24 protein-coding genes are annotated in these 25,243 nt (G+C 62.5%); 10 read left to right on the top strand and 14 right to left on the bottom strand.

All coding sequences use genetic code 11. The features are described 5' to 3' along the window. Positions 1–9 precede the first annotated feature (9 nt). The 3 genes from galT (at position 10) to QEH68_RS06860 (ending at position 3,619) form a co-directional block, all read left to right on the top strand. Positions 10–1,161 carry a galactose-1-phosphate uridylyltransferase gene (gene galT / locus QEH68_RS06870; protein WP_207596790.1) on the top strand — a complete coding sequence of 384 codons (1,152 nt, stop codon included), beginning with the start codon at positions 10–12 and terminating at the stop codon, positions 1,159–1,161. Then, the gene (galK, locus tag QEH68_RS06865; RefSeq protein ID WP_280627503.1) at positions 1,158–2,318 is read left to right on the top strand and encodes a galactokinase; all 1,161 of its coding nucleotides are present in this window, start codon (positions 1,158–1,160) and stop codon (positions 2,316–2,318) included. Before galT ends, galK begins: the two co-directional genes overlap by 4 nt. A gap of 62 nt (positions 2,319–2,380) precedes the next feature. Beyond that, positions 2,381–3,619, top strand: coding sequence for an acetyl-CoA C-acetyltransferase (locus tag QEH68_RS06860; protein ID WP_280627502.1), 1,239 nt, complete (start codon positions 2,381–2,383; stop codon positions 3,617–3,619). Between the two features lie 167 nt (positions 3,620–3,786). Here the strand turns inward: QEH68_RS06860 and QEH68_RS06855 are convergent, their stop codons facing one another. After that, positions 3,787–4,698, bottom strand: a complete 912-nt coding sequence (locus QEH68_RS06855; protein WP_280627501.1) for a Bax inhibitor-1/YccA family protein — start codon at positions 4,696–4,698, stop codon at positions 3,787–3,789. 417 nt (positions 4,699–5,115) lie between these two features. Here QEH68_RS06855 and QEH68_RS06850 point away from each other — a divergent pair, with 417 nt between their 5' ends. The 5 genes from QEH68_RS06850 to QEH68_RS06830 all read left to right on the top strand — a co-directional run bounded on the left by QEH68_RS06850 (position 5,116) and on the right by QEH68_RS06830 (position 10,184). After that, positions 5,116–6,450, top strand: a complete 1,335-nt coding sequence (locus QEH68_RS06850) for a branched-chain amino acid ABC transporter permease (protein ID WP_242703555.1) — start codon at positions 5,116–5,118, stop codon at positions 6,448–6,450. A 9-nt stretch (positions 6,451–6,459) separates the two neighbouring features. Further along, a complete protein-coding gene (locus tag QEH68_RS06845) occupies positions 6,460–7,428 on the top strand; it encodes a branched-chain amino acid ABC transporter permease (RefSeq protein ID WP_089594158.1) in 969 nt (322 codons plus the stop codon). Further along, positions 7,425–8,417, top strand: a complete 993-nt coding sequence (locus QEH68_RS06840; protein WP_207596785.1) for an ABC transporter ATP-binding protein — start codon at positions 7,425–7,427, stop codon at positions 8,415–8,417. The genes QEH68_RS06845 and QEH68_RS06840 overlap by 4 nt, the downstream gene beginning before the upstream one ends. Continuing rightward, positions 8,414–9,184, top strand: a complete 771-nt coding sequence (locus QEH68_RS06835; protein ID WP_207596784.1) for an ABC transporter ATP-binding protein — start codon at positions 8,414–8,416, stop codon at positions 9,182–9,184. The genes QEH68_RS06840 and QEH68_RS06835 overlap by 4 nt, the downstream gene beginning before the upstream one ends. Before the next feature lie 142 nt (positions 9,185–9,326). Then, a complete protein-coding gene (locus tag QEH68_RS06830) occupies positions 9,327–10,184 on the top strand; it encodes an aminoglycoside phosphotransferase family protein (RefSeq protein ID WP_280627500.1) in 858 nt (285 codons plus the stop codon). 92 nt (positions 10,185–10,276) lie between these two features. On the opposite strand, the gene QEH68_RS06825 is transcribed toward QEH68_RS06830, so the two are convergent. Together QEH68_RS06825 and QEH68_RS06820 are read right to left on the bottom strand one after the other, a co-directional pair. Then, entirely contained in the window at positions 10,277–11,632 is a 1,356-nt protein-coding gene (locus QEH68_RS06825; protein ID WP_280627499.1) for an ABC transporter substrate-binding protein, read from the bottom strand. A 498-nt stretch (positions 11,633–12,130) separates the two neighbouring features. Continuing rightward, the gene (locus QEH68_RS06820) at positions 12,131–12,733 is read right to left on the bottom strand and encodes a hypothetical protein (protein WP_280627498.1); all 603 of its coding nucleotides are present in this window, start codon (positions 12,731–12,733) and stop codon (positions 12,131–12,133) included. A 31-nt stretch (positions 12,734–12,764) separates the two neighbouring features. Here QEH68_RS06820 and QEH68_RS06815 point away from each other — a divergent pair, with 31 nt between their 5' ends. Next, positions 12,765–12,905, top strand: coding sequence for a hypothetical protein (locus tag QEH68_RS06815; RefSeq protein ID WP_280627497.1), 141 nt, complete (start codon positions 12,765–12,767; stop codon positions 12,903–12,905). Between the two features lie 236 nt (positions 12,906–13,141). Beyond that, positions 13,142–13,948 (top strand): type II toxin-antitoxin system death-on-curing family toxin, encoded by an 807-nt coding sequence (locus QEH68_RS06810; RefSeq protein ID WP_280627496.1) that lies wholly within the window; start codon positions 13,142–13,144, stop codon positions 13,946–13,948. A gap of 43 nt (positions 13,949–13,991) precedes the next feature. Here the strand turns inward: QEH68_RS06810 and QEH68_RS06805 are convergent, their stop codons facing one another. Genes QEH68_RS06805 through QEH68_RS06755 form a run of 11 tightly spaced genes read right to left on the bottom strand, consistent with a single transcriptional unit; the run spans position 13,992 to position 25,237 of the window. Then, entirely contained in the window at positions 13,992–14,129 is a 138-nt protein-coding gene (locus tag QEH68_RS06805; protein ID WP_280627495.1) for a hypothetical protein, read from the bottom strand. A 19-nt stretch (positions 14,130–14,148) separates the two neighbouring features. After that, positions 14,149–16,383, bottom strand: a complete 2,235-nt coding sequence (locus QEH68_RS06800) for a pyocin knob domain-containing protein (RefSeq protein WP_280627494.1) — start codon at positions 16,381–16,383, stop codon at positions 14,149–14,151. A 37-nt stretch (positions 16,384–16,420) separates the two neighbouring features. Beyond that, the gene (locus QEH68_RS06795) at positions 16,421–16,771 is read right to left on the bottom strand and encodes a hypothetical protein (protein WP_280627493.1); all 351 of its coding nucleotides are present in this window, start codon (positions 16,769–16,771) and stop codon (positions 16,421–16,423) included. A 3-nt stretch (positions 16,772–16,774) separates the two neighbouring features. Beyond that, positions 16,775–17,653 (bottom strand): M23 family metallopeptidase, encoded by an 879-nt coding sequence (locus QEH68_RS06790; RefSeq protein ID WP_280627492.1) that lies wholly within the window; start codon positions 17,651–17,653, stop codon positions 16,775–16,777. A gap of 9 nt (positions 17,654–17,662) precedes the next feature. After that, positions 17,663–18,037, bottom strand: coding sequence for a hypothetical protein (locus QEH68_RS06785; protein WP_280627491.1), 375 nt, complete (start codon positions 18,035–18,037; stop codon positions 17,663–17,665). Positions 18,038–18,045: 8 nt separating this feature from the next. Further along, positions 18,046–18,471 carry a hypothetical protein gene (locus QEH68_RS06780; RefSeq protein ID WP_280627490.1) on the bottom strand — a complete coding sequence of 142 codons (426 nt, stop codon included), beginning with the start codon at positions 18,469–18,471 and terminating at the stop codon, positions 18,046–18,048. Then, the gene (locus QEH68_RS06775; protein WP_280627489.1) at positions 18,468–19,064 is read right to left on the bottom strand and encodes a hypothetical protein; all 597 of its coding nucleotides are present in this window, start codon (positions 19,062–19,064) and stop codon (positions 18,468–18,470) included. The genes QEH68_RS06780 and QEH68_RS06775 overlap by 4 nt, the downstream gene beginning before the upstream one ends. Beyond that, positions 19,065–20,030, bottom strand: a complete 966-nt coding sequence (locus tag QEH68_RS06770) for a hypothetical protein (RefSeq protein WP_280627488.1) — start codon at positions 20,028–20,030, stop codon at positions 19,065–19,067. Positions 20,031–20,039: 9 nt separating this feature from the next. Further along, positions 20,040–21,335 (bottom strand): hypothetical protein, encoded by a 1,296-nt coding sequence (locus tag QEH68_RS06765; protein ID WP_280627487.1) that lies wholly within the window; start codon positions 21,333–21,335, stop codon positions 20,040–20,042. A gap of 8 nt (positions 21,336–21,343) precedes the next feature. Next, complete coding sequence (locus tag QEH68_RS06760) at positions 21,344–22,180, bottom strand: hypothetical protein (protein WP_280627486.1); 837 nt, start codon at positions 22,178–22,180, stop codon at positions 21,344–21,346. Between the two features lie 3 nt (positions 22,181–22,183). Further along, positions 22,184–25,237 carry a phage tail tape measure protein gene (locus QEH68_RS06755; RefSeq protein ID WP_280627485.1) on the bottom strand — a complete coding sequence of 1,018 codons (3,054 nt, stop codon included), beginning with the start codon at positions 25,235–25,237 and terminating at the stop codon, positions 22,184–22,186. Positions 25,238–25,243: the final 6 nt, after the last annotated feature.

Genomic DNA, 25,243 nt, shown 5'->3' with positions numbered 1-25,243 from the left:
AATGGATCCATGAGTCGCATCACCAGCACCCGCCTTGCGGACAGCCGCGAGCTGATCTACTTCGACGACCCCGGCACTCCGGAGCGAACACCGGAATCCCTGGTGGACCACCGCGAGCTCCCAGCCCGCGGCGAGCCCGGCGAAGTCCGGTATGACGCCCTGTCGGGCGACTGGGTTGCCGTCGCTGCGCACCGCCAGGCCCGCACGCATCTGCCGCCTGCCGACCAGTGCCCTATTTGCCCCACTACCGCGGCGAACCCCTCGGAAATCCCGGCAGCGGACTATGACGTTGTGGTGTTCGAAAACCGCTTCCCCTCCCTGGGCCCTGCCCTGGGTGATATTCCCCCTCTGCCCGCACCGGGCGCCAGCGGCCATGGGACCGTTGGACCCGCATTCGGCCGATGCGAAGTAGTCGCCTTCACCCCGCAGCACACCGGCTCCTTCGCCGAACTCGGTGAGACCCGCGCTCGCACCGTCATTGAGGCATGGGCACAGCGGACCGAAGCGCTCAGCGCCTTGCCGGGCATCAAACAGGTCTTCCCGTTCGAAAACCGCGGCGCGGACATCGGCGTTACCCTGCACCACCCGCATGGACAGATCTACGCGTACCCGTACGTCACGCCGCGCGCCGCCCAGCTCGGTGCTGTCGCACGGAAATACTACGACGACGTCGACGGGAAGGAGACGCTGGCGGCGTCGCTCCTCAAGGCTGAACGCGAAGACGGCAGCCGCATGGTGCTGGAGGCCGAACACTTCAGCGCCTACGTCCCCTTCGCCGCGCGTTGGCCCTTGGAAATCCACGTGGTCCCCCACCGCAGCGTCCCCGACCTCGCAGCGCTCACGGGCGCAGAACGCGATGAACTTTCGCACGTCTACCTTGACCTGCTCAAGCGCCTCGACTCCCTCTACCCCACTCCCATGCCGTATATCTCCGCATGGCACCAGGCTCCGCTGGATCCGTCCCTGCGCCCTGCAGGCCAGCTCCACCTGCAGTTGACTTCACCCCGTCGCGCAGCCGATAAGCTCAAGTACTTGGCCGGCTCAGAGGCCGCCATGGGAGCGTTCATCAACGACACCACCCCCGAAGCCGTGGCGGAGAGGCTCCGCAGCGTCGCCGCGGCACCGGCATCCCCCAAGACCCTGGAAGGCACCCGAGCATGAGCACCACTACCGATACCAGCGTCCTCGCCGCCCGCTTCCAGGAAACGTTCGGTGAAGCCCCCGACGGCGTGTGGCAGGCACCGGGACGCGTCAACCTGATCGGCGAGCACACCGACTACAACGAAGGTTTCGTGCTGCCCTTCGCCATCGATAAGACAGCAAAGGTGGCGTTGCGCGTCCGCGATGACTCAAGGGTCCGCATGCTGTCCACGTTCGGTGGGCACGGACTGGTGGAGGCCGATCTTTCAGAGCTGGAACCGGGCTCGGGCGAAGGTTGGTCCCGCTACCCGCTGGGGGTCGCCTGGGCGCTGAAGGAGCGTGGCATCACGGTGCCCGGCTTCGACCTCCTGCTCGACTCGGACGTCCCGTCGGGCGCCGGCCTCTCCTCCTCCCACGCCATTGAGTGCGCCGTCATCAGCGCCCTGAATGAGCTGACCGGAGCCGGACTCGCCGCCGAGGACCTTGTGCTGGCCACCCAGCGGGCCGAAAACGCCTACGTTGGCGCACCCACCGGAATCATGGACCAATCGGCATCCCTGCGTGGCGCCAAGGGACAGGCTGTCTTCCTGGACTGCCGCGACCAGCACGTGGACCTGGTACCGTTCGACGCCGAAGCCTCCGGTTTGGTCCTGCTGGTCATCGACACCAAGGTCTCGCACTCACATGCCGACGGCGGTTACGCCTCCCGCCGTGCGTCCTGCGAGCTGGGTGCCGGGATCCTGGGCGTCAAAGCACTGCGCGATGTCGGTGTGGAACGCTTGGAGGAAGCGTCCGGACTGCTGGATGAAACAACGTTGAAGCGCGTGCGCCACGTGGTCACCGAGAACGACCGCGTGCTGCAAACCGTGGACATACTGGGCAGCCAAGGACCCGCCAGCATTGGTCCCCTGTTGGATGCGAGCCACGTTTCCATGCGCGACGACTTTGAGATCTCCTGCCCCGAGTTGGACCTCGCCGTGGACACTTCCCGCGCCAACGGCGCCATCGGTGCCCGCATGATCGGCGGCGGGTTCGGCGGTTCGGCCATTGCCCTGACCCCGGTGGGCCAGGAGCAGCAGGTGCGTGACGCCGTCGTGCGTTCCTTCGCCGACGCCGGTTACGCCGCGCCGGACATCTTCACGGTGACTCCGGCGGCAGGCGCCCGCCGATTGGCCTGACACTTCCGTGATTTCCAGTAACCGCCCGGCGCTGGTGCAGGCGCCGGGCGTAAGCTGTGGCCATGACTGAGGCTGTCATTGTTTCCACTGCCAGAAGCCCCATTGGCCGCGCCTTCAAAGGGTCCCTGAGGGACGAGCGCCCCGATGACCTCGCCACCGCAATGGTGCAGGCCGCCCTCGCCAGGATTCCGGCATTTGATCCGGCCGCCGAGGATGGGCGCGGTCTGGACGATCTCCTTCTTGGTTGCGCAGAACCCAGCGGCGAAGCCGGCTCCAACATGGCACGCGTGGTAGCTGTCCTGGCAGGAATGGACCAGGTACCGGCGGCCACCATCAACCGTTTCTGTGCATCGAGCCTGCAAACGCTGCGGATGGCCTTCCACGCCATCAAAGCCGGGGAAGCCAACACGATCGTCTCCGCCGGGGTAGAGAGCGTGTCCCGCTACCAGAACTGGGCAGGCGCAGGAGAAACGGACACCGCCAACCACAACCCCCTGTTCGGCCCAGCGGCCCAACGCACGGCAGCCAGGGCAGCGTCCAACATTCCGTGGACCGATCCCCGCTTGGGTGGCCGTCTGCCGGACATCTACATCTCCATGGGCCAAACGGCAGAGAACGTTGCCACCACCTATGGCGTCAGCAGGGCCGAGCAGGATGAGTGGGGCGTCCTGAGCCAGAACCGGGCCGAGGCAGCCATCGCTTCAGGATTCTACGCCCGCGACATTACCCCCTACACCCGCCGGGACGGCACCGTGGTGGAGCGCGACGACTCTCCGCGGGCGGGAGTGACACTTGAAGCCGTGTCCGCCCTCCAACCCGTGTTCCGTTCCGACGGGACAGTCACCGCCGGCAACGCGTGCCCCCTCAACGACGGCGCCGCAGCCGTAGTGGTCATGAGCGATACCCGGGCCCGCGAGTTGGGCCTCGAACCGCTGGCCAGGGTGGTGTCCACAGGAGTGAGCGCACTCTCCCCCGAGCTCATGGGCATGGGTCCCGTTGAGTCCACCCGGCGGGCCTTGGCACTGGCCGGCCTGACCATGGACGACATTGATCTCGTGGAACTTAACGAAGCCTTCGCCGTGCAGGTGGTAGCAAGTGCACGGGAACTGGGCATCGACCCTGCCAAGCTCAACGTCCACGGTGGTGCCATCGCCTTGGGACACCCCTTTGGCATGACCGGTGCACGGATGACCAGCACGCTCCTGAACGGGCTCAAGGAACGGGACGGAACCCTGGGGCTTGCCACTCTGTGTGTTGGCGGCGGGCAGGGAATGGCCGTGGTTTTCGAACGCTTGAGCTAACCGCGAGGGGTTGGATCTCGCCCCTATGATTCGCCGAGGGGTTGGATCTCGCCCCTATGATCCCCCGCTTAGAGGCGAGAGCTCACCCCTCGACACACAAAAATGCCCCCGAAGAGTCTTCGGGGGCATTTCGGGTCGGCTTACTTTGCAGGTTGGGCCTGCAGCAGTTAGTCGTCGCCTCGCAAAATAGCCAGAAGGCGGATGATTTCGACGTAGAGCCAAACCAGCGTGACCGTCAGGCCGAAGGCCGCAACCCAGGAGTAACGCTCCGGGGCACCGGCGCGGACGCCTTCTTCAATGCTGGTGAAGTCCATGATCAGCGAGAACGCTGCCAGGCCGATGGCCAGGATGCCGATGAAGACGCCCAGGGGGATGCCTGCAATCGTTATGCTGGTGCGCAGGCCGAAGGGCTCCTGCACGGCACCGGTCCACATCATCACCATGTTGATGAGCGCGAAGACTGCGTAGCCAATGGTGGCGATCATGAAGAAGCGCACCATCTTGGGGGTGGCGCGGACCTTGCCGCTCTTGAACAGCACCAGCGTGACGCCGAAGACTGCCAGCGTGCCGATGACAGCCTGGAGGCCGACGCCGGGGTACATGCCGTCGAGGATGCGGGTAAGGCCGCCCAGGAACAGGCCTTCCAGGCCGGCGTAGGCAAGGATCAGTGCCGGTGAAGGCTGCTTCTTGAAGGTGTTGACCAGGGCCAGGACGAAGCCGCCCAGTGCGCCAACGATCATGAGCATGGTCGAGAGGGCGGGAGCTACGAAGAGCGTCACGCCGGCGCCGATCACCAAAACCACCAGGCAGGCGACAGTCTTCATGATGACGTCGTCATAGGTCATACGGCCGGTATCGGCGGGGCCGGCAGCCGGCTGGTTGTACATCTGCTGCAGCTGCTCATTGGTCATGTTCTGCTGCTGGGCAGACCACGCGGCCTGGCCATCCAACACCTGGCCAGGCGCCCGACCGGGGGCCTGGTTGAAGTGCTGGCCGTACGGGTTCTGCGGTACAGGCGGGGCCTGCTTTGCTCCACGGAAATTCTTTCCGTTGAAGACTGGGTTTCCGCCAAGTGCCATTGCGGGTGTCCTCCTGAAAAAGGGCTAGTGATAATTCACGGTACCAATTACCACGCGCGTGCGGCAGGGAAAGTTCCCTTGTTCACCCAGACGAAACGCAACCGTGACACGAAACCGGCAGAGTGGCAGCGGCAGGGACCCGCCCGAACGTTTAGAAACACCCGTACTCAACAAAGGTTTACTTAACTACAGCTACATCATAAGTTGCCTATAGCTTCACAGTTGTTATCCGATCGCGATGTTTGCACCCCCGAACTGGGCATTTATTCGGCCCACCGGGCGGTAACATAGGCCACACATGGGTGACTTAGATCACAATCGAGGCAGCTAGGCAAGAACTGTTCACAAGCCCCATTTACCGTTCGCACCGGCTGCAATGGCGCAGCCGGGACCACCCCCACTGTGGAGGTTTCCATTTTGAGAAGCACACTGCGAGACCCGTCCATCAGACGGTCCAAGGGACTGCAGAGAGTTGTGGGGGCGCTGTTCGCAGCCCTCATCGCCGCTCTGTTGATCGCCGCCCCCTCGGCACAGGCAACCACCCCATCGCCTTCGCCGTCACCGACGACATTCCAAAACAACATCAGCGGGTTCCTCCGCGATGATGCCCGGGCCCCCATACCCGGCGTCAAAATCAAGGCCTCTGGCAACGGGTTCGAAGGTGAAGCAACCTCCGGAGCCAATGGTGCGTGGACCATCGGTGTTCCCGTCCAAGGTACCTACACCATCGAGCTGGACACCTCCACCTTGCCGGAGGGCATCGCACTGGCCGAGGGCCAGGACAATCCCCGCGATGTCACGTTCAGCCAAACATCCAACCTGTCAGTGATCTTCGCCTTCGGTGAGGGCATCGTGGTCCAACAGCAGGACTTTGGCCAGAACCTCCTTAACCGCCTGGTGGCGGGCCTGAGCTTTGGCCTCCTCCTCGCCCTCGCCTCGGTGGGCCTCTCCCTGATCTTCGGAACCACGGGCCTAACCAACTTCGCCCACGGCGAGATGGTGACCCTGGGCGCCGTCCTCGTGTTCATGTTCAACGGATTCGGACTCCCCTTCTGGCTGGCGATCCTGCTGGCACTGATAGGGGGCGGGCTCTTTGGCTACGTCCAGGACGCCGGACTCTGGCGTCCATTGCGGAAACGCGGCTCCGGCCTCGTTCCCATGATGATCGTCAGCATCGGCCTGGCATTGGCCATCCGCTACGTCATCCAGTTCTTCTTCGGTGGAGCAACCCAACAGCTGCCCGGTGCACAAAGCGCCGAAATCCAGATAGGGCCTGTGTCCATCTCCCCGAACAACCTCTGGTCACTGATTATCAGCGCTGTGGTCATCGCGTTGATTGGCATCGTCCTGCTGAAGACCCGTCTCGGCAAGGCAACCCGCGCCGTAGCGGACAATCCCGCTTTGGCAGCCGCGTCCGGCATCGACGTCGACTCCGTCATCCGCATCGTCTGGATCGTCGGCGGCGTCCTCGCCTCCCTCGGTGGCATCCTGTGGGCGTACTACCGTCCCGGTGTCACCTTCGACATGGGCTCGCAGATCCTGCTTCTCATCTTCGCCGGCGTGACGCTGGGTGGTCTGGGAACCGTCTTCGGCGCTTTGATCGGCTCGATCGTCGTCGGCATCTTCGTGGAACTGACTACAGTGTTCGGCCTTCCCGCCGACCTTAAGTACGTCGGTGCACTGTTCATCATGATCGTTGTTCTTCTGTTCCGACCGCAGGGTATCCTCGGCCGGCGTGAGCGTGTGGGTTAGGAGCGGGCCATGGACTTCGGATTCATTTTCTCCAGCGCCCTTGGCGAATTATTCAGCCCGACGACGGCGGCGTACGCACTGGCCGCTTTGGGTCTTGCGGTTCACTTCGGCTACTCAGGCCTGCTGAACTTCGGCCAGGCAGGCTTTATGGCAGTTGGTGCCTACGGTTTCGCCATCTCAACCCTGAGCTTCGACGCTCCGTTCTTCCTTGCACTGATCATCTCCATTCTCTGCTCGGTGATCTTCGCCTTCATCCTCGGTATTCCCACCCTCCGGCTACGCGCCGACTATCTGGCAATCGTCACCATCGCAGCGGCAGAAATTGTCCGTTACGTAGTCACCACCAACCAGCTCACCAGCGTTACGGGCTCCGCCAACGGCCTGGCCGCGTTTGAGAACACGTTCTACGCCATGAACCCCTTCCCCGAGGGGTCCTACATGGGCATGAACAACCGTGACTTCTTCATCCGGGTGGTCGGTTGGGGACTCGTCATCGTGTGCTGTGTGCTGGTCTGGCTCCTCATGCGCAGCCCGTGGGGCCGTGTCCTGAAGGGCATCCGCGAGGACGAGAACGCTGTCCGCTCGCTCGGTAAGAACGTCTACGCCTACAAGATGCAGGCACTGATCATCGGTGGTGTCCTGGGAGCCTTGGCGGGCATGATCTTCACACTCCCCCGCGGCGCCGTCCAGCCATCCAACTACGGCACGGAACTGACGTTCTTCCTGTGGACCTGCCTCCTCCTCGGCGGCATGGCCACTGTCCTGGGGCCGGTCATCGGAGCCATGATCTTCTGGGTTGTCCTGTCGCTGACCCAGAGCCTGCTCTACGGCCTTATCGAATCAGGGGCAGTCACGTGGCTGACCACCGTCCAGGCCGGCCAGCTGCGCTACATCCTGGTGGGTGTCGCGCTGATGCTCCTGATGATCTTCCGCCCGCAAGGCGTCTTCGGCAATAAGAAGGAGCTTGCTTTCGCATGAGTGAGACCAACGAACGCAATACCGAGAATATCGACTACATGACGGATTCGCGGCCCATCGCGGTCGGGGAGAACACCCCCGGCTGCAAGAAGCGCGATCCCATCGTGGTGGCAGAGGATGTCACCCGGTCCTTTGGCGGCATCAACGCAGTGGACGTCGAATATCTTGAGATCCCGCGCCACAAAATCACTGCTTTGATCGGCCCCAACGGCGCCGGCAAAACCACCCTGTTCAACCTGCTCACCGGCTTTGACACTCCCAATACAGGCAAGTGGCAGTTTGAGGGCAACAGCCTGGCAGGCGTTTCCTCCTACAAGGTGGCACGCATGGGCATGGTGCGCACGTTCCAGCTGACCAAGGTGATGGGCAAACTGACCGTCATGGAGAACATGCGGCTCGGCGCAGCGGACCAGCCCGGCGAACGGCTCTCCAAGGCCCTTTTCAAGGGCATGTGGGGAGGCCGCGAGAAGGAAATCACAGCCCAGGCCAACGTGCTGTTGGAGAAGTTCAAGCTGGATGCCAAGAAGGACGACTACGCTGCGTCCCTCTCGGGTGGACAGCGGAAGCTGCTGGAAATGGCACGTTCCCTGATGGTGCGGCCCAAGCTGGTGATGCTCGATGAGCCCATGGCCGGTGTGAACCCCGCTCTGACCCAGTCGCTGCTGGACCACATCAAGAACCTGAAGGCTGAAGGCATGACCGTGCTGTTCGTGGAGCACGACATGAACATGGTCCGGCATATCGCGGACTGGGTAGTGGTCATGGCCGAAGGCAAGGTGGTGGCTGAAGGCCCTCCGGGCGAAGTCATGAAGAACCCTGCCGTCATCGACGCCTACCTTGGCGCCCACCACGACGTGGACCTCGGCGATGCTGAAGGCATCAAGGTGCTCGAAGCCGAGCTTGAGGCCGATGAAGAGTCGGTGGTGGGTACTGAAGACGCCGGCATCCTGTCCGACATCGTTGAAACCAAGAAGGAGGACGGGAAATGAGCAGCCCCGCCGCAATGCCCGCCTCAGCAGCTGCTCCGGCAGGCGATTCCGTCGTCAAAGTCACCAACCTCGTAGCCGGGTACATTCCCGGCGTCAACATCCTCAACGGATGCAGCATCGAGGCACGCAAGGGTGAGTTGATCGGCATCATCGGCCCCAACGGTGCCGGCAAATCCACCCTGCTGAAGGCCATGTTCGGGCTGGTGAAAGTCCACTCCGGCACCGTGGTGGTCCGGGGCCAGGACCTCACGGGTTTGAAAGCCAACAAGCTGGTGACCCAGGGTGTGGGCTTCGTGCCGCAGACCAACAACGTGTTCGCAGCACTGACCATCGAAGAGAACCTCCAGATGGGCATGTTCCAGCGTCCCAAGGCCTTCGCTGAGCGCTTCGACTTTGTGACCAGCCTGTTCCCGGAACTGGCTAAGCGTCGCGCCCAGCGTGCGGGGTCGCTCTCCGGTGGTGAGCGCCAGATGGTAGCCATGGGCAGGGCGCTCATGATGGATCCGGCCGTACTGCTCCTGGACGAGCCGTCAGCCGGCCTCTCCCCCGTCAAACAGGACGAAACCTTCCTCAGGGTCCACGAGATCAACCGTGCCGGCGTCTCGGTCATCATGGTTGAACAGAACGCCCGCCGATGCCTGCAGATCTGCGATCGCGGCTACGTACTGGACCAAGGCAAGGACGCGTACACGGGTACCGGCCGTGAGCTTATGAAGGACCCCAAGGTCATCCAGCTCTATCTGGGCACTCTGGCGGACGAGGTCTAACCACCTCAGCCCCGCACGACGGAAGGCCCCGGGACACCACCCGGGGCCTTCCGCTGTTTAAGACACACTCCTGCCAAGGGAGCGGAAGCCGCCTGGACCCCTTCGGTCAACGCGAAATGCCACCCAATGGCATGCTGGACTGATGACGGGAACCATCACGGAACTGCAGCAAAGCCTCCTGTTGACATGGCTTGGTGGCTTCACCGTGGTTCAAGACCACTCATGGCCCCTCCAGGACACCACCGTCCTTCAGGTCGCTGCCCCGGATGGCCAGGAGTACATCGTCAAAGCCAGCACCACGAGCCACCACATCCGGCGCGAGATTGCGGCTTACTCGCGGGGCCTGCCGGGGCTGCACGGCAGGGTACCCACCCTGAAGCACGCGTCGCCTGAGGCAGGCATCCTGGTCACCGGGTACTTGCCCGGGACCCTGGTAGCTGGAACCTCTTCCGAATCCGATCCCAGAACGTACCGTGAGGCCGGCATGCTGCTCTCAATGATGCACCTGCCGGCGGGAACCTCCCGCGGTTACGCAAAGGCGCTGGCGGCCAGGACGGGCTCCCTCATTGAACGCGCGCACTCTCTCCTGCCCGAGGAGACGCAAAGAAGACTACAAGAGGTCCTTGAGTCGTTGGAGCCGGGTCCTGCCACGCTTGTGACAACCCATGGCGATTACCAGCCCAGGAATTGGCTGGACGACGACGGAGTGATCAAGGTGATCGATTTTGGCCGTGCCGAGCTTCGCCCGTGGGTTCATGACCTGGTCCGGCTCAGCCACCAGCAGCTCCTCGCTGAGCCAACGCTTGCCGCGGCCTTCCACGAGGGCTTGGGCAGGGTTGTCACCAGCGAGGAGGACCACCACCTGTGGACGCTGGAAAACCTGAACCAGTCGGTGGGCACGGTGGTCTGGGCACACCACGTGGGAGACGCCGTCTTTGAGCGTCAGGGCGTGGAAATGGTGACCCGGGTCCTTGATGGGTTTCTCCCCCGCAGCGGGTAGCGACACCACAGAACGCAGCCCAGCACAGAACAGGCCCCCTTCCAGATGAGGAAGGGGGCCTGTGAGTGACTGGGGTTTGGACCGGCTGCGGCTTAGAGCTTGCCGAACTCTTCGCGGACCGGCTTGTAGGTGTTGTCATCCTGGTATTCGTAGATACCGATGTACGCCTCGGTGGGGTCACCAGCGTCGGAGAAGGTGACCGGACCGGACTGGCCGTCGTAGTCGATGTCCTTGCCGTCGCGGAGCAACGTGACACATGCTGCGAAGGTGGTGCACTTCTCGCCGCCTTCAGAGACTTCCTTCAGCTTGGCTGCGATGTCCGTGCCCTTGGTGCTCTTGGCGGCCTCGGAGGCCAAAGCGATCAGGTTCACGGCGTCGTAGGACTCGCCTGCGTAGCTGTAATCCTTCAGGGCGGGATCGATGGCGAGGAGCTTCTTCTTGAAGTCGTCCTTGGCGAACGTACCGGGAATGGTTCCCTGTGCGCCCTTCATGGTGCCGGCCTGGAAGTCCTTGCTGTAATCGGAGGTGTTGCCATCAACCATGAACAGCTGCGTGGGCTTGATGCCCTTGCCCGTGATCAGGGGGACGATGCTCTTGGCTTGGTCGAAGGTGATCAGGGCGATCGCATCCGGCTTGGCGGCGAGGACCTTGTCCACCTGGCTGCTGAACTGGGAGTCACCCTCGTTGAAGAGTTCCTCAGCAACAACCTTGCCACCGGCGGCCTCGAAGGCTTCCTTGACGTTCTTCTGGAGACCGGTTCCGTAAGCGTCGTTCAGAACGATCATGCCAACGGTTTGCGCTCCACAGGTAGCCATGTAGTTGCCCAGGACCTTGCCCTGCAGGACGTCGGACGGTGCAGTTCGCCAGTAGAGGCCCTTGTCGTCCCATGTGGTGAAGTCAGGCGAGGTGTTGGCGGGCGAGAAGTGGATGACACCGGCGCCCGTGATCTGGTTGATGACCGTCTTGGAAACGCCCGAGGATGCAGCACCGATGACGGCGCTCACGCCCTGGCCCAGGAGGGCGGTGGTGGACTGGGTGGCGATGTCCGTCTTGGTATCACCGGAGTCGCGGTGGACCACGGAGACAGGTGCGCCGAGTACGCCACCGGCGTCGTTGACTTCCTTGATGCCGAGGTTGACACCGGCAATTTCGGGCGGGCCGAGGAACGCCAGCGACCCCGTCGTCGGCAGGAGCGATCCAAGTTTCAGTGGTGCGTCTGTGGTGGTGGTCGAGGGAGGTACTGGTCCCGTGTTGGTGGCAGCTTGGCTGTTGCCGGCTCCCGCCCCGCCGCTGGGAGCCGGGCAGGAAATGCCTGCCGCCGCGGCGGAAGAAGACCCGGTCTGGGTAGGAGTCGAAGACCCACCACAGGCCGTGGCCAAGAGAGCGACCCCAATGCCAAGCGCTGTTAGCTTGGCGGCTCGGGGCGCCGCTGGGGAAAGATCAAACATGCGTTGTCTCCTCGATCGAAAGGTGCGAACTGCCTTTGATGCGATTACTCAGGTGTTCCTGATTAAGACTCAAACTAATGCAATTGGGCGGCGAACATAAGTGATTCAGGTCACATCCCTATAACACTCGTTGCCTGTGGGGAATCTACGAGCGGGCTGGGAATTTCCGCGGAGGACCCTTGGGAGCACGGCGGAAGCGATGTGGGCGGATAAGCCAGGTTCAGACAGACCAGCAAGCCCCTCGTGGACGGCCCAGCCCGGGCCAAGGAAAAAGACCCCCGAATCCCTTTGTTCGCAAGGGTTTCGGGGGTCTTTCTGCTTGTGCCCCAGGTGGGACTCGAACCCACAACACGCGGATTTTAAGTCTCAGTGTGGGGTGTGCGCCGGGGTGCGGGTAGGTGCAAAAGTTCCGGAATCACGCGGAACTCGGATGCGCTGATGTGCGGCTAGGTGCGTCCGCATTTTTGCTAATGGCAACCAAGGTGGCAACCAAACCGGTCAGTCAAACACGGTTGCGCGTGTGTCCTCCAGGGTCACTGACAGCTCAGTTCGGACCGCGTCCATGTAGATCTTCTCCAACTGGGCGATCTGTAAGACTCGCGCCTGAAACGCAGCCTCCTCCTCAGGGCCCATGAATCGGCGCGGGGATGCTGCTGCAGGTCCAACGTGAGCTTGGTGAGCCATCATGAAGTCGACCGCTCTCAGGTAGGTCGGGAACTCGCAAAGGAGTTTCATCCGGTCCAGCATGCGGCTCAGCTGCGACTGCGCCGCCGTCATTTTGTCGTGGTACTCCTGCTCCCATTCCAAAACTGGCCCAGGCTTCGGATTCGATACCGAGACCTGCGTTATCTCAGCCAGCGATTCGATGAACTTGAAATGCACCTTTGTCCGCTCCTCACGGAGCCAGCCAGCGCGCTCCGCTTCGCGGGCCCGCTGCCAAGCGGATGTTTCCGCCTCCTGGGCTCGCTGCCAAGCAGCTGCCTCGGTTTTCTCCGTGGCAGCTCGATTGGCCTTTCCGTTTGCGTGGGCGAGAACTGCGGTCAAGATCGCGCCGACAATAACTGCAACGACGGGTACAAAGGGCTTTATGAGTTCTTCCATGCCCTAAACCTAGGCGAATTAGGATGGAGGCGTGGAAGTGAAGTTGACCTATGAAACCGCCGACGGTGAGCACGGGCACGTGAGTGCCTTCGGACCCACCTATGAGGATGCCCTGGCGGCCGCCCGTGTCCTCGTGCCCGAGGGCTGCCGAGTCCTCTCAATACGCACGTGACCAAGGGGATCCCGTCGGCTTGTTATGATGCAACGCATGGCGACGATTACCCGGAGTGATTCGATTCCTCCTGTCGAGTTTGCGACAGCCCGGACCTACGAGAGTGGCGGGCGGACTTTCGTCGAGCAATCAGATGCACTTGAGCTGGCTCGCAGAATAGCTGTCAAGGACAAGGAACTCCTCGATCGTCTCGCGGCCCAGTGATGCGGTATTTGGACGCGGAAACCATCATTGCCTTGAACGCCGAGCACGGGGGTCCAGGCGCAGGAGTCCTTGACGAAAACGGCGTTCATGCTGTCGCTGCCCGCCCTTCAGCAGGATACGGAGGACAGGAAAAGTACGCGACCCTCTGGGAGAAGGCCGCCGTGCTCCTCCATGGCATTGCTACCACTCAGAACTTCAGTGACGGCAATAAGCGAACAGCGTGGCTCGCCATGAAGACCTTCCTCGGCATAAACGGGCAGGAACTTCGCGACCTGCCTACGATCACTTCCGAGGCGATGGTTCTCCTGGTGGCCAGCGATAAGACTAAGTTCGAATCTGGCAAGGTCGCGGAATGGTTGGAGGAGAACCGCCTTCGCGCTTCAGACCGCGTGGACTTCGCAGTATTAGGCCAGTCGATCGAAGGCGTGGCCGAACAACCAAACAAGAGCTTCTACCGTCTGCCAGTCCAGGTAATGGCCGTTCCCAGCCTGCCGTTCGGGGGTGCTCTCTACGCCTTGGTCCGTATCAACTGGTACTCAATTGATGCCGGCCGGGACATCACTGTACGCATGCGCTTTAAACACGACTCCGGCGGCGTGATGCTCACCGACAGGGTTCTCGGATCGATAACGGGTCACGTAGAACGCCATTGGGACAAACCATGGTTCCCGAACGGTATTCAGTCCTGGAACGAGTATCTCGCCCTGGGCGTCATGACAAGCGCCGAAGCCCAGACAGTTGTTCAGCTGATGATTGACGATGAGGTCGCCTGGGAAGAGAGCCTTACCGTCGCTCTCCGGCCATCGGCCCCAGACGTTATCCCAAACATGTACGACTGAACGTAAAGAAGGCCCCCACCCTCGCGAGAGAGTGGGGGCTTACTTATATGCCGGGTTCCGGGTCGTCGGACCATTCAATGGGTCCGCCGTTGAGTTGGTGTTCGACGTTGGCGGTGTGCGGCGGCAGATCACACCACAGGTAGTCGCAGCCGGCGGGCAGTGGGGGTGGCGAATTGGCCATGAAGGTTTCTCCCTTTCAATCAGTAGGACAAAATCCCGACGTCCTGGATACGTACCTGCCCGCCGGACACACGTCCGACGCTCAGGGTAAGGCTCGTGCTGCCAACTGGGATGGAGAACAGTTTGTGAATCGGCGGCGCCGGAGCTCCAGCTGCCAACGCCACGTCCACGCTCTTGGACAAACCCTTCGTTGCGTGGACGACACTTAGCCGGGCCACAGCTCCGTCCGGTGAGGTGAGCTTGGCCGTGAGTTCCCTTTGTCCGCCTTCTGCCCATTTCCGATCGGAGATGTTGATCGACTGAGACAGCAACCCTGCCGAGTTGCTGGAAAGTGCGAACGTTGTCCCGTCCGGATCCGCGCCCGTCGTGTAGCCGGAGCCAGACCAGGCGGCCAGGTCCTTGAACTTCCCGTTCCGGACGAGGTTGTTGCGGTAGCTCGTGGAAGCATCCGCAAGCAGGAGCCCTGACATTGAGCAGAGAAGCAGGCGGCCAGCGTCGCGTTCGTCCGCAAGGAAATTCACAATCTCCTGGAAAATCGCGGTTGTGATGTAGCCCTCTCCATAGTCGATGCGCGACGGGTGAACCATGAGTTGCAGGCCCGCGCCCATCGCTTGGGCCATCTTGATTTCGTCAATGACTTCCTGCGCGTCAAGGACGTTGTCCATGGTCTTGTGCCATTCACCGTTGCGTGGGTTGCCGTCCAACAGTCGGTACTTAGTTCCGGTCAGGTAACCCGTGCAGGCTCCATAGTTGGCCAGGACCAACCGTGCCGCTTCGAACCCCGGGCCGAAGTGCTCAGGAGTAGATGTGCCGGTCCATCCGTTGAAGCCAGTCCCGCCAACCCCAGCCACCGCGAACATGTCGAACGACGCCGTTGGCATGTTCGCCTTGAGCAGCGCCTTGGAATCGACGAGCTCAACCGTCATCCCAGCGGTGGTGGTCGCGTCTGTATGGAACATCCCGTGGCCGACGTGCTGCATGCCGTAGTTGGTGTTCCAATTCATACGGTCGGCCCATGAAACACCGGCGTTCTCTGGGAGGTCCAGACGGGTCTGGCCGGGGTTGATAGCCGAGGAGATTGGAACATCCCGTGGTCCCGTGATGGGCAGGACCTTGTCCCTCAGGTTCACGTCACCGTGGTCAACCCGGATGCTCACAGCACCAAGCCCGCCCGTGCCAACCACTCCCCCGTAACGCTGCCGCATGGCGTCCAGCAAAGGAGCGTTGGCCATCGCCACATCTGCGGTGGTGACCACTACAGGCTCGGGCGGTTCCGGAACTTCGTTCGGGTCCCTCCACGGATTCCAAGCAGTCGCCGAAGCGGTGATGCGTTTCCGTTCCAAGTCACCGAAGCCGTTGGCTTTCGCGCCATAGGTCCACTGGTGCTGGCTGAAGATGATCGTTGAGGCTTCGACGTCGCCGCCTACGGTGATCAGGCAAGGGTATTTGACGGGCAGGTTGAGGGTGCTGTCAGCTGTGGCCTGGTTATGGATGACGTAGTCGCCAGGCGTTTTCAACAGGTCCATGTCCACGTTGAGGGGCAGCCTGCCCCGTTTGGTCATCTGCTTTGTCAGGGCCCAGTTGACCGCGTCGGCGGACCATGTGGAAGCCGACGTTCCTGCGGTGATGCGGTACACGACGGAACCGCCGGGAGCTGTCGCGGATCCTGCAGGTGGGCTGATGATGTAGGTGCCAGCGGCGTACACCGTGTTGGGCTTCCAGTTGTAGATGGCCACTTCCGCTTTGGCGGATGCGGTGGCCAGCGTGGTTCCCTGAGTAGAGGGATTCCAGTTTGCCGCGCTGTAGACAGAACCGGTGGTGAAGTTGGTTTTCGCGGATTCGATGTCACCGTTTGGTGAGATGCGACGGGTTCCCGCGGTGACTGTCTCGTTGGGCCGCCAGACAGGGATGATGCCGACGGTGGATTGCGCAGCTGACGCGGCACCTGCAATGACTGCAGGGTTGGTGGCGATGGCTTCGGCCACGACCGGGGGGACTTGAATCTCCAGTGCGTCGGCTAGGGCGGTGCCTGACTCTGGGCCGGCGACGATTGCTTGGGCGACGGCGGAGTCGTTGAGGTCCAGCGGGTCACCCTCGAAGCCGGCAACTGCTTCGAGGGTGACCAGGCGGGCACGTTCTTCCTGATGAAGGCCCTGGGCAACCAGCGCGTTGTCCGCGATGAGGTTGTCGCCGTTGCGGACAGGGTCGTTGCCGTCCGGAACTTTGAAGCCCAGCGACGTCTCTTCTACAGCCACAAGGGCCTCCTATTCAGTTGTGGTCGAACGCTTGCTGTCAGGCTTCGTGCTTGCCTTGTTTGTCGCCGATCGGCGTGGCTGCCTCGATGGCGGGCGCTACGCCTGTCGGCTTCCACAGCAGCTTGTAGCTGTTCCCTGCCGTTATGAAGATGACCAGGATGGAGACGACAATTCCTACATTGGTGAATATGCCCATGAGATACGCCGTCACTGTTGCCACGACGACATAGAACAGGAAGGCCACAATGGACTGCCTGCGCGCGGACCAACGCGTCTGTTGAATGACAGAGATCACGGGCGGGCTGAAGAAGCCCACGGCCATGAGCCAGAGCACTACGGGGCCGAGAGCTGCGAGCGCCTGGATCGCTGCGGGGTCAAGGGATTCCATGCCCTAGCCTTCCTGCTTAGGCTGGAGCACGAACTCGACACCGCCGGCCAGCTTCTCAGCCGTGCGGGAGGCTATGTCCTCGATGGACTTGTCTTCTGCGCCCGCCTGGATGGCCACCATGGCTTGGATGGTCGCGCCGGCGGGACGAACAGTGGACTCCCCTGGTGTGACACTGTCCAGAGCTGCTTCAGCTGCACGGCGGCTGGCACGGATGTCGCCCGCCAATTCGCCTTCTGGCTTGTAGCCGGACCTGCCCGGGCCGACAGTATCCCAGAGGTAGTTCACTCGCTCTGCGGTGAGGTTGTCCCGCGCGCGGTCTGAGTCGCTGTACATATCGTCCTCTTCCTGATTTTCGGTGATGGTGCCAGCGGGCCCGAGGGCAGCCCCGCCGGTCATGTAAGGGTTCGGGTTACTGCACCCATAGGTGTTCGTGGCGTAGTTGTATGGCCGGAACATCAGGAAGAAATGCAGATGCTTCCCGAATGAATAACCGGTGTTTCCTTTGATGGCGATGTGTTGGCCGGCTTTGACCCAGTCGCCTGTTTTGACCCTGAAGGATGCAAGGTGTCCGTAGCCTGTGTCTGCTATGAACGTTGCACCGCCGGCCTTGTGCCCGATGATGATGATGTTGCCGGCACTGGTGTCTACGTTGTCGTTGCGGTTGAAGTCCGGGTTTAGGTACCACTGATTTGGCCAGCCGAGGTCGCGACTGTCCCCGGCGTAGAGGACCTGACCATCAGCAGCCGCGTATACCTCAGGGAAGATGTTGACGCCGTCGGTGTACCCATAGTCCTGGCCCGCATGCGGGTACCCGTCAGGTTGAGGGTTCGCGTAGAACTGGGTAATTGGCCCGCGGCTTGGCCGGTAAAGGACGAATGCCATGAGTGGCTCCTAGGTTGGTGGTGTTTCTGACGGTTCTTTCTCGAGCTGCGGCCAGGGGCGAAGCTCTTCAGCTGCCATGCCATGCTCGGTACAGTCGCGGCGAAGCTGAGAGGCGTACTCCTCCGTCCGCCGGCGGTTGCGGGCTTCACGGTCAGCCCGGGCGTCGCTCAGGTCAGCGCGCTTCCGCTCTTCGGCGACCTCCTTCCACGCCTTGTCCCGTTCCGCCCAGGCTTCGTTTCGCTGGTCTTTGAGGGTGGTGTTGCGGATTCGTTCCCGCCCGGCAGAGCCGCTGAGGTATTTGATGAGTCCGTTGATGAGCGCGAGGAGCGCCGCACCTCCGCCGCCAGCACCGATCAGGGTGACGAGCAGTTGAGTTGAATCCATGGGTGGGCCTACTTTTCGGGGTCGTAGGCGAAATGCCGGATCTTTACTAGGCGAGTGGCAAACATGAGCAGGGCGAAGATGACAAAGCAGAGCGTCCCGATTCGGGTGCTGATCTGCGTCACAGGCAGGCCAGCGACGGCGACGCCGTAAATGCCTATTGCCGTCATGCAGAAGCCTGTGGCCGCGCGCTCCATCCACCAGATACCCGGAAGCACTGAGATGGAGCCGAGCACCCCGCCGATCAGCAGCAGTGCACCCCAGCCCACCATGAGCCCTTGCCCGATGCTGGACTGGATGGACCTTGGTGGGTCGATAGCCACGGCGAGGCCAAGGACACTGATCACCAGGTAAGCGAAGAAGAAGATGGCTGACAGTGCCCGAGGTTCCTGGACCTTGAGCCACAGTGCCAGTGCGGTGCTCTTGTAGCGGGTCACGGCTTGGACCTCCAGTTGATTCCACCGAGGCCGATGAAAAATGCGCCCTGGGAAATGCTCGAGAAGCCCGTTGCGGTCTCGAAGTGGATGTTGCCGTTGGACCGGACGTAGAGGGTGCACTTGTTTCCCATGGCTGAGCTGGTGCCCGGGTTGTACAGCTCGTCGGCGGCCGGCGCGATGGCCGAGGGTATAGTGCCCAGCAGGTACGCGGTGTTGGCGGTCATGGTGATCGTTGAGCCGGTGGTGCCCACCATGCCCAGCAGGGTCGCCCTGCCCGTTGGGAGCTTCTCGTAGCCGGGGGTTCCGTAGCCGGCACCGAAGGCTTGGTACAAACCACCGAGGGCGATGTTGCCGCTGGCGTAGTCCAGCCACTTCGTGCCGTTCCACGTCTCGATGGGCTGGCCCGGAAGATCGGTCCGGATGATGCACTGGCCCACCATGACTCCCAGCCCCTGAAGTGCAGTCCGGGCCGCGTTCGATGCGATCGGGATGACCACGTTGGCCCCAAGGAAAGCGGTGGCAAGGTCCGCAGTGAGGTTGTATTCGTCGCCGTTCGTGGGTACGACGATCTTGTTTTTCAGTGTCTGCGTCATTTAGATGTTCCAATCCATGAGGAGCTTTCCGGATTCGGGGTCTTTGCGTCTGCCGTTGAGCCCGATGTACGGGTCGCCCGCTATGGATATGCCGCCGCCAGCTGCGATGACTGGGCCGAAGCTGGTGGGCAGGTCGATCCACGCCGGCACCTGGCCCGCGGCAAGGACGACATCGAAGGGACCTACGGAGCGTCCGACGTCGCCGCCTGGGCGATACTGGCTGGTGTGCGCGTAGACGTGCATGGTGGCCGCGGAGTTGTAGTTGCCGACGTTGTTGAGGCGGGCTGGCACGCGGAACTGCACGCGGGTGATGGTCTTCCCTGCGAGGGCGGGCCTGGGTGGTCCGTAAAACCAGCTGCCTGTCAGCACCTGGCCAGCCATCGAACCGCTGTAGAGCTGCTCGCCGCCGTTCTGGGATCCGGCCCACCGGCCCCAGCCCCCGACGCCGTACGTGTCGGATGCGGTGGCGATGAGTGTCTCTTGACCCGTTTGGATAATGTCGGGCGCGGCAGGTGGTGGGAGCGGCGGCTGAGCGGGTGGGGCGTTGATGGCTGCAATGACCCCGAGGATGGTGGGCTGGTTTGATGCCCAGGACAGCTTCACGGGGTTCCCTGGTGCGTAGTCGGTGACCGGCCCGAGGAAGGACTTTGTGGTGTAGGTGCCGCCGTCGTCGCCCGTGAAGATAATCTCGTCCATGCCTACGGCGAGCACGGACCCTGTGGACGGTGCCGGTTGGTCGTCGTACTCACAGACAACGAGGGCGGTGGCCAATCCCCTGCCGTCGCTAGTGATGTCCACGACGATCTTGCCGCCCTGCACCGGCTGAACGTTCTTGTTCCACCGGGCCATGAGCATGCCGCCTCGCACGTTGGCCCACCATTCCGTGCCGTCGAAGTAGGCGGTTCCGTATTCGCGGGTGGTGCCGCCGGCGGGGATTGCTTCCTTGGTTTTGACCAGGGCAACCATGCGGGCCTCCTAAAGTTCGGACCAAAGTATGGGTGGGAGCTGGCCCCATGAGCCGGGCATCAGGTCCCATGTGAGCTCTGGCATCTCGTCGGTGATGTGCTGCGCCCATTCGGTCCGGTCCAGTGCGGCAAGGACGTCTGTATAGGAGCAGCTCACCGTGAGGGTGGTGTTGCCCGGGATGGGGCTGCCCGCCCGGCTGATGGAGGTGATGTCCCCGGGTAGGTAGACCACGTGGCCGGCCGGCACCGGGCATCCGATCTCGACTCGGTCACCGGCTTGGAGTTCCGGATGGGGGATGATTTCGGCGCTCAGCTCGACGGCAAGGTTGCCCAGGAACTCATCGCGGAGCTTCTCCGCATAGGTGGTGGCCTGCGCGACGGTGGTGATCATTTCGGAGGAGTAGAAGAACGGCACTTGGCCGTGGTCTCCGCCGTAGCGCAGCGGCCCGTTTTCAATGTCCTTGACGCCGAAGATCGGGTCGCCGGTCGCTTCGTTCTTTCCTTCGACTACCCAGCGGTTATAGAGCCCGTCGATTGACTGGCTGCGGGAAACGTTGATGAGTCCCTGGTTGGGTTCGATGCGTAGCACCACGGGTCCGCGTTGCGGATAGATGTGCGCTTCGCCGTCGCCGCCCATCCGGTATCGTGCCGAAACTCTGCTGAGCAGGTCTTGGCCGGCTTCGAGGCGTTCCTTTTCGTAGACGAGCTGCCGGGACAACCCGGTGTCCGTCACGCCGGGATCCACCACTGTGGGGAAGTATCGGCCAGTGAGTCGCTTCCATTCGGAGATGACTGTGGCGCCGGCCCCTGGAGACTGCGGTGCTTGCAGCCGGTCGCGGTCCACGTCCGACGTAATGTCCACCACCGTGAGGGAGACGGCGGCCGTGGTGATCCACACGCGCTTCTTGTGTGGAGGCAGGCTCCCATCAGGTTCGATGTAGCCGTACTCGTTGATGATCCGCGATTCGCGGTACTCGGTGGGCACGTTCCCGGTGATACGGAACCAGCCGAAGTTCACAGCACTGGCACCGCCCACGTTGTAGATGATCTGCAAGCGGGTGCCGCCCACACCGAGAGGGTCGTCGAAACGCCAGGCGCCGAGCGTGCCGTCAGGATCGGCGACGGTAATGCCGATCCTCTGGGCTACCTTGACGTTCTCCCCCGCTTCATCGTCAGCGGACCAGTTCTTGACGTTGAGCGGTTCCGGGACGACGAGCTGCCCGCCGCGCCATGCCCAAACGGTGAGGTTGTCCGCCGGGCGGGAGCCTTCCAGTGCGTCCAATGTGTCCTGATCGATGAGACGCAATGTGACTCCTAGCCGAGCGGGTTCTTGAGGTCGTCGAGGTACGTTTTGCCGGCCATGGCGTCCTGCTTCTGCTGGTACGTTTCCACCAGCAGCTGCACATCGCCGTAGGTCCAAGTGGCTGTCAGGACCTTCACGGTGGGCGCGGCGACGGTGTCGCCCTTGAACTCCCACCAGGTCATTTCGCCGCCCCAGCCGACGTCCACGGGGATCTGAACCACGGAGGGGACGGCGAGGAACATGGTGCCTTTGAGCAGGACGCCATCGAGGTCCGGACCGGGCCTGAACAGGAAGCCCGACGTTGACGTGAGAAGATCCTTCAGGCGTTTGCTTTCTTCAGCGGAGCGCGTCCCCATGGAAAGGTCGACGCCCTTCTCGGCCATGCGATCACCGAACAGAGCGATGGGCTTCCTGTTGCCCATGACGTTGAACATTGAGATGTCCGCGCCGTGTTCAAGCGCACTGAGCGCCGGACCCCTTAGCACGATGTCACCCTTGCGGGTTCGCTTCCCGATCACTGGCACAGCGCCCTGCGGGATGAACGGGTCCATCAGCCAACTGGTTTCGGAGGCGATGTTGATGGCGGCCGCGGTCTTTCTGCTTGCCCCGCCCGGCCCGGACAGGACTTCCACTTCGTAGACCACCCGCCGGTTGGTTGGTACGTCCCAGTCGGTGACGAATCCGGCGTCGTTCATGGTGACGCGGCGGGCACCGCGGACGGGGTTGCGTTCCTCGTCCGCGGTGCGCCACACGTTCACCAGCGAGTTCCCAACACCCAGGCCAGTTATGGTGATGCCGGCCTTTGGTCCCGGCCCACCAGGGAGGGCCTCGGCTGTCACTGCAACCACGGGTTACCGCCTTCCGTTGCGGTTGTACTGGGAGTTGGAATCGGCGGCGGACACCACGCCCTGGGCGACGGTGCTCACCTGAGCGAGCAGGTACTGACCCGTGAAAGGGTTCTGCACATATACGTCCGGCAGGTCCACGTTCACGCTGGCCATCGACGCGGATTGCTCCTGATACCCGCCGTAGCCCATCGCGGATCCGTAACCGGAGGCCAGTGACTTCGACGGCGCCTGATAGGCCAAGACGTCGTCAAGGTTCAGCCCGTTGTTGACGGCCCTGAGCCAGTGGTCGTTCCTCTTGGACTGCGGTTCGTTGATGATCCATTCCCCTGAGCGGACGCTGTAGGGCGTTCCGTTCTGGGTCATGGCGCGTATGTTGTCCATGCGCGGGTTGAGAGGCGGCGTGCCGGGTACCTTGCCGCCACCAGCGAAGCCCACCACGCCACCGGTGAACATAGGCGCGATCTGCCCGGGCCGGGCTGGGTCCGGGCCGCCGTTGATGACCCGGTTGTAGGTCTCCTGAATCGTCTGAATCGTGACTCTGGAAACCTTGCCGTCCAGCGAATCTGCCGCGCTCTTGACTCCGTTGAGCTTCGCCATGGTGTCCGCGTAGTTCTGGACCGCAGTCTCGATCGGCACACCCTTGGGAATGTTCAACGCACTCCGGGCAAGGTCATCAGCCTTTGCCTCTGACGCGCCGAAGGCCCGTGCCGTGTCGTAAAGGGACTGGTAGGTGGTGGCCAGCTTGCCCTGCAGCTCGCCCTGGGTGGCCCCGTTGTTGGCCATCGCCGTCGTGGTGCTGATGGCTTTTTGAGCCAAGTCACCGAAGACAGCGCTGGCACCGCGTCCGGCTTCAGATGTCAGATCGAAGCTGCCCGTCGCGGCGTCCAGTACTTGGTTGCCGGCGGACTGCGAGGCGTTGACCTCATCGATCTTGACCTTCAGCCCGTCGAGGGCTTCCTGGTATGCGGACTCAGCGTCGCGTGCTGAGAGCGTTGCGAGACCAGCTGCGAACATGGAGTCCAGCAGCTTGGACAGCGAGACCACGACGCCGTCAGCTGACAAGCCCATATCCGCGAGCCGGTCGGTGGCTTCCTGCGTGGCCTTCGCTTGGAACTCAGCGGCTTTTGCCTGTCCCTCTTGGGAGGACTGGGCTGCTGCCAGCCGCGGCGGGATCTTCCCGAGGGCGAAGTCGTAGAGTTCCTGCTCTTCGAGGTTCACTCCGACGGCGCGGGCTTGCTCGAGGAGCGAGTCGCGGTAGGAGGGGAATCGGTCGAACAGTTTCTTCTGCGAAAGGCCGGCTTCCTCTGACGCTTTGGCGAACTCCTTGAAGTTGTCCGCGGCAGCAGTGGTGTTGCCGTTCTTCGCCATGGCCGCCAATACCTGGTCAGCTTGGCCGAGGGCGTTGGTGGCCCGGTGAACGGTGGATTCGTAGCCGGTGAGCGCCTTTGCCGTGTTGTTCAGGAACCCAGCGAAGTCGTCCTGGTCGGAGGCTTTGAAGAGGTCCTTCAAGCTTCCGATGTCGCCTATGTTCGTGAGGAAGTCCTTATCGAAGGTGGCCCCGAACTGGTCCCCTGCTTTGGAGGCTTTGAGGATCTGGTTGGCCATCTGCTCAAAGGAAGGGCCTGCCCCAGCTGCGCCGTTGGCCAGAGTGCCGGCCACTTGCAGGGCAGCCATCGCCACACCAGCGACGGTTGCTGCCTTGCCCAGCTTCGTGAGTCCGGCAGCGGCACGCGGCGAGGAGACTGCCAGCTCGTTGAGGTGCCTCCTTGCTTCGATGAACCGCGGGAACAATGTCAGGAACGCGCCGGCCAGCAGCGCCCCGCCGCCAGCCAAGGCAGCGACACCGAGGGTGGCTTGAAGTACTGGCCCCGGTATCTGCCCGATGGAGTCGATGAGCTTGTCCGCGCCCTGGGCGAGGTCGCGTAGGACCTCGTTGGCTCCGGAACCTGATTTGAGGAACACGGAGTCAAGCGATCCGCCGACCTTTTCCAGGTCGCCTGCGAGGTTGTCCTGTTTCATGGCCGCGGTGATGGCCGCGTAGCCAGCCTCGTTGACTTCCTTGGTCCACTTGGAGATGCCAGCTGCGCCCTCTTCGTAGAGAACGTTGGCGGCGCGGACTGCGTCGGAGCCGAAGATGATTTCCATGGCAGCGGAGCGGGCCTCTGGGGTGAGGTCCTTCATGGAGTCCTTGAGGTTGCCCGCAAAGGCGGACAGGCCGATGAATTCGCCCTGGGCGTCGAATGCGGAGATACCCAGTTCGTTCATCTTGCTGGCAGCAGCAGCCGAGTTCGGCGTGAGCGCTTGCAGCATGGTCTTGAAGCTGGTGCCCGCGTCGGAGCCGAGGAGGCCCGAGGCTGCGAAGGCAGCAAGCCCACCGGTGGTTTCCTCGATGGACAGGCCAGTCTGTGAAGCGATCAGGCCGCCCTGTTTGAGTGCGTTGCCCAGGTCCTCAACGGAGCCTTGGGCTTTTCCTGCACCAGCGGCGAGGAGGTCCGCGACGTGCGGTAGCTGGTCACCGGTCAGTTTGAACTGCTTCATGGCTGTGGCGGCCAGCTCGGCTGCGTCGGCTACTTCCATGCCGCCGGCTGCTGCCAACGAAAGCGCACCTTTCAGGCCACCGCCGAGGATGTCCTTCGTGGATACGCCTGCTTTGGCCAGCTCGGTGATGCCGTCTGCGGCTTCCTTGGCCGAGTAGGCGGTGTCAGCTCCGGCCTTGATGGCTGCTGCGCGGAGCAGCTCCATATCCCCAGCTGAGGCGTGCGTGGCGGCACGAACCTCGGACATTGATTTGTCGAACGCCATGTAGGACTTGATGGCCAGCCCAACGCCGACAGAAATGGCAGCACCAACGCCGAGGAGGGTGTTGCCCGTGGAGCGCCATGCTTCCTCGTGACGAGATGCGGACTGGACCATCTGACCCAGGGCGGTGCCGGACCTCTTGGCAGTGTCCTGGGCGCGCTTGCCTACTTCGTCGGTTGCCTTGGCAGCTTCCTGCATCTGCTTCCGGAAGTCGGCGATTTCGGCTTTGACCCGGACAACGACGCTGCGCTCGGCCACGGTAAC

The organism is Paenarthrobacter sp. OM7 (assembly GCF_029873575.1).
Taxonomy (GTDB): domain Bacteria; phylum Actinomycetota; class Actinomycetes; order Actinomycetales; family Micrococcaceae; genus Arthrobacter.
The sequence above is the reverse complement of the archived record's forward strand: the minus strand, read 5'-3'. Positions and strand labels throughout refer to the sequence as shown.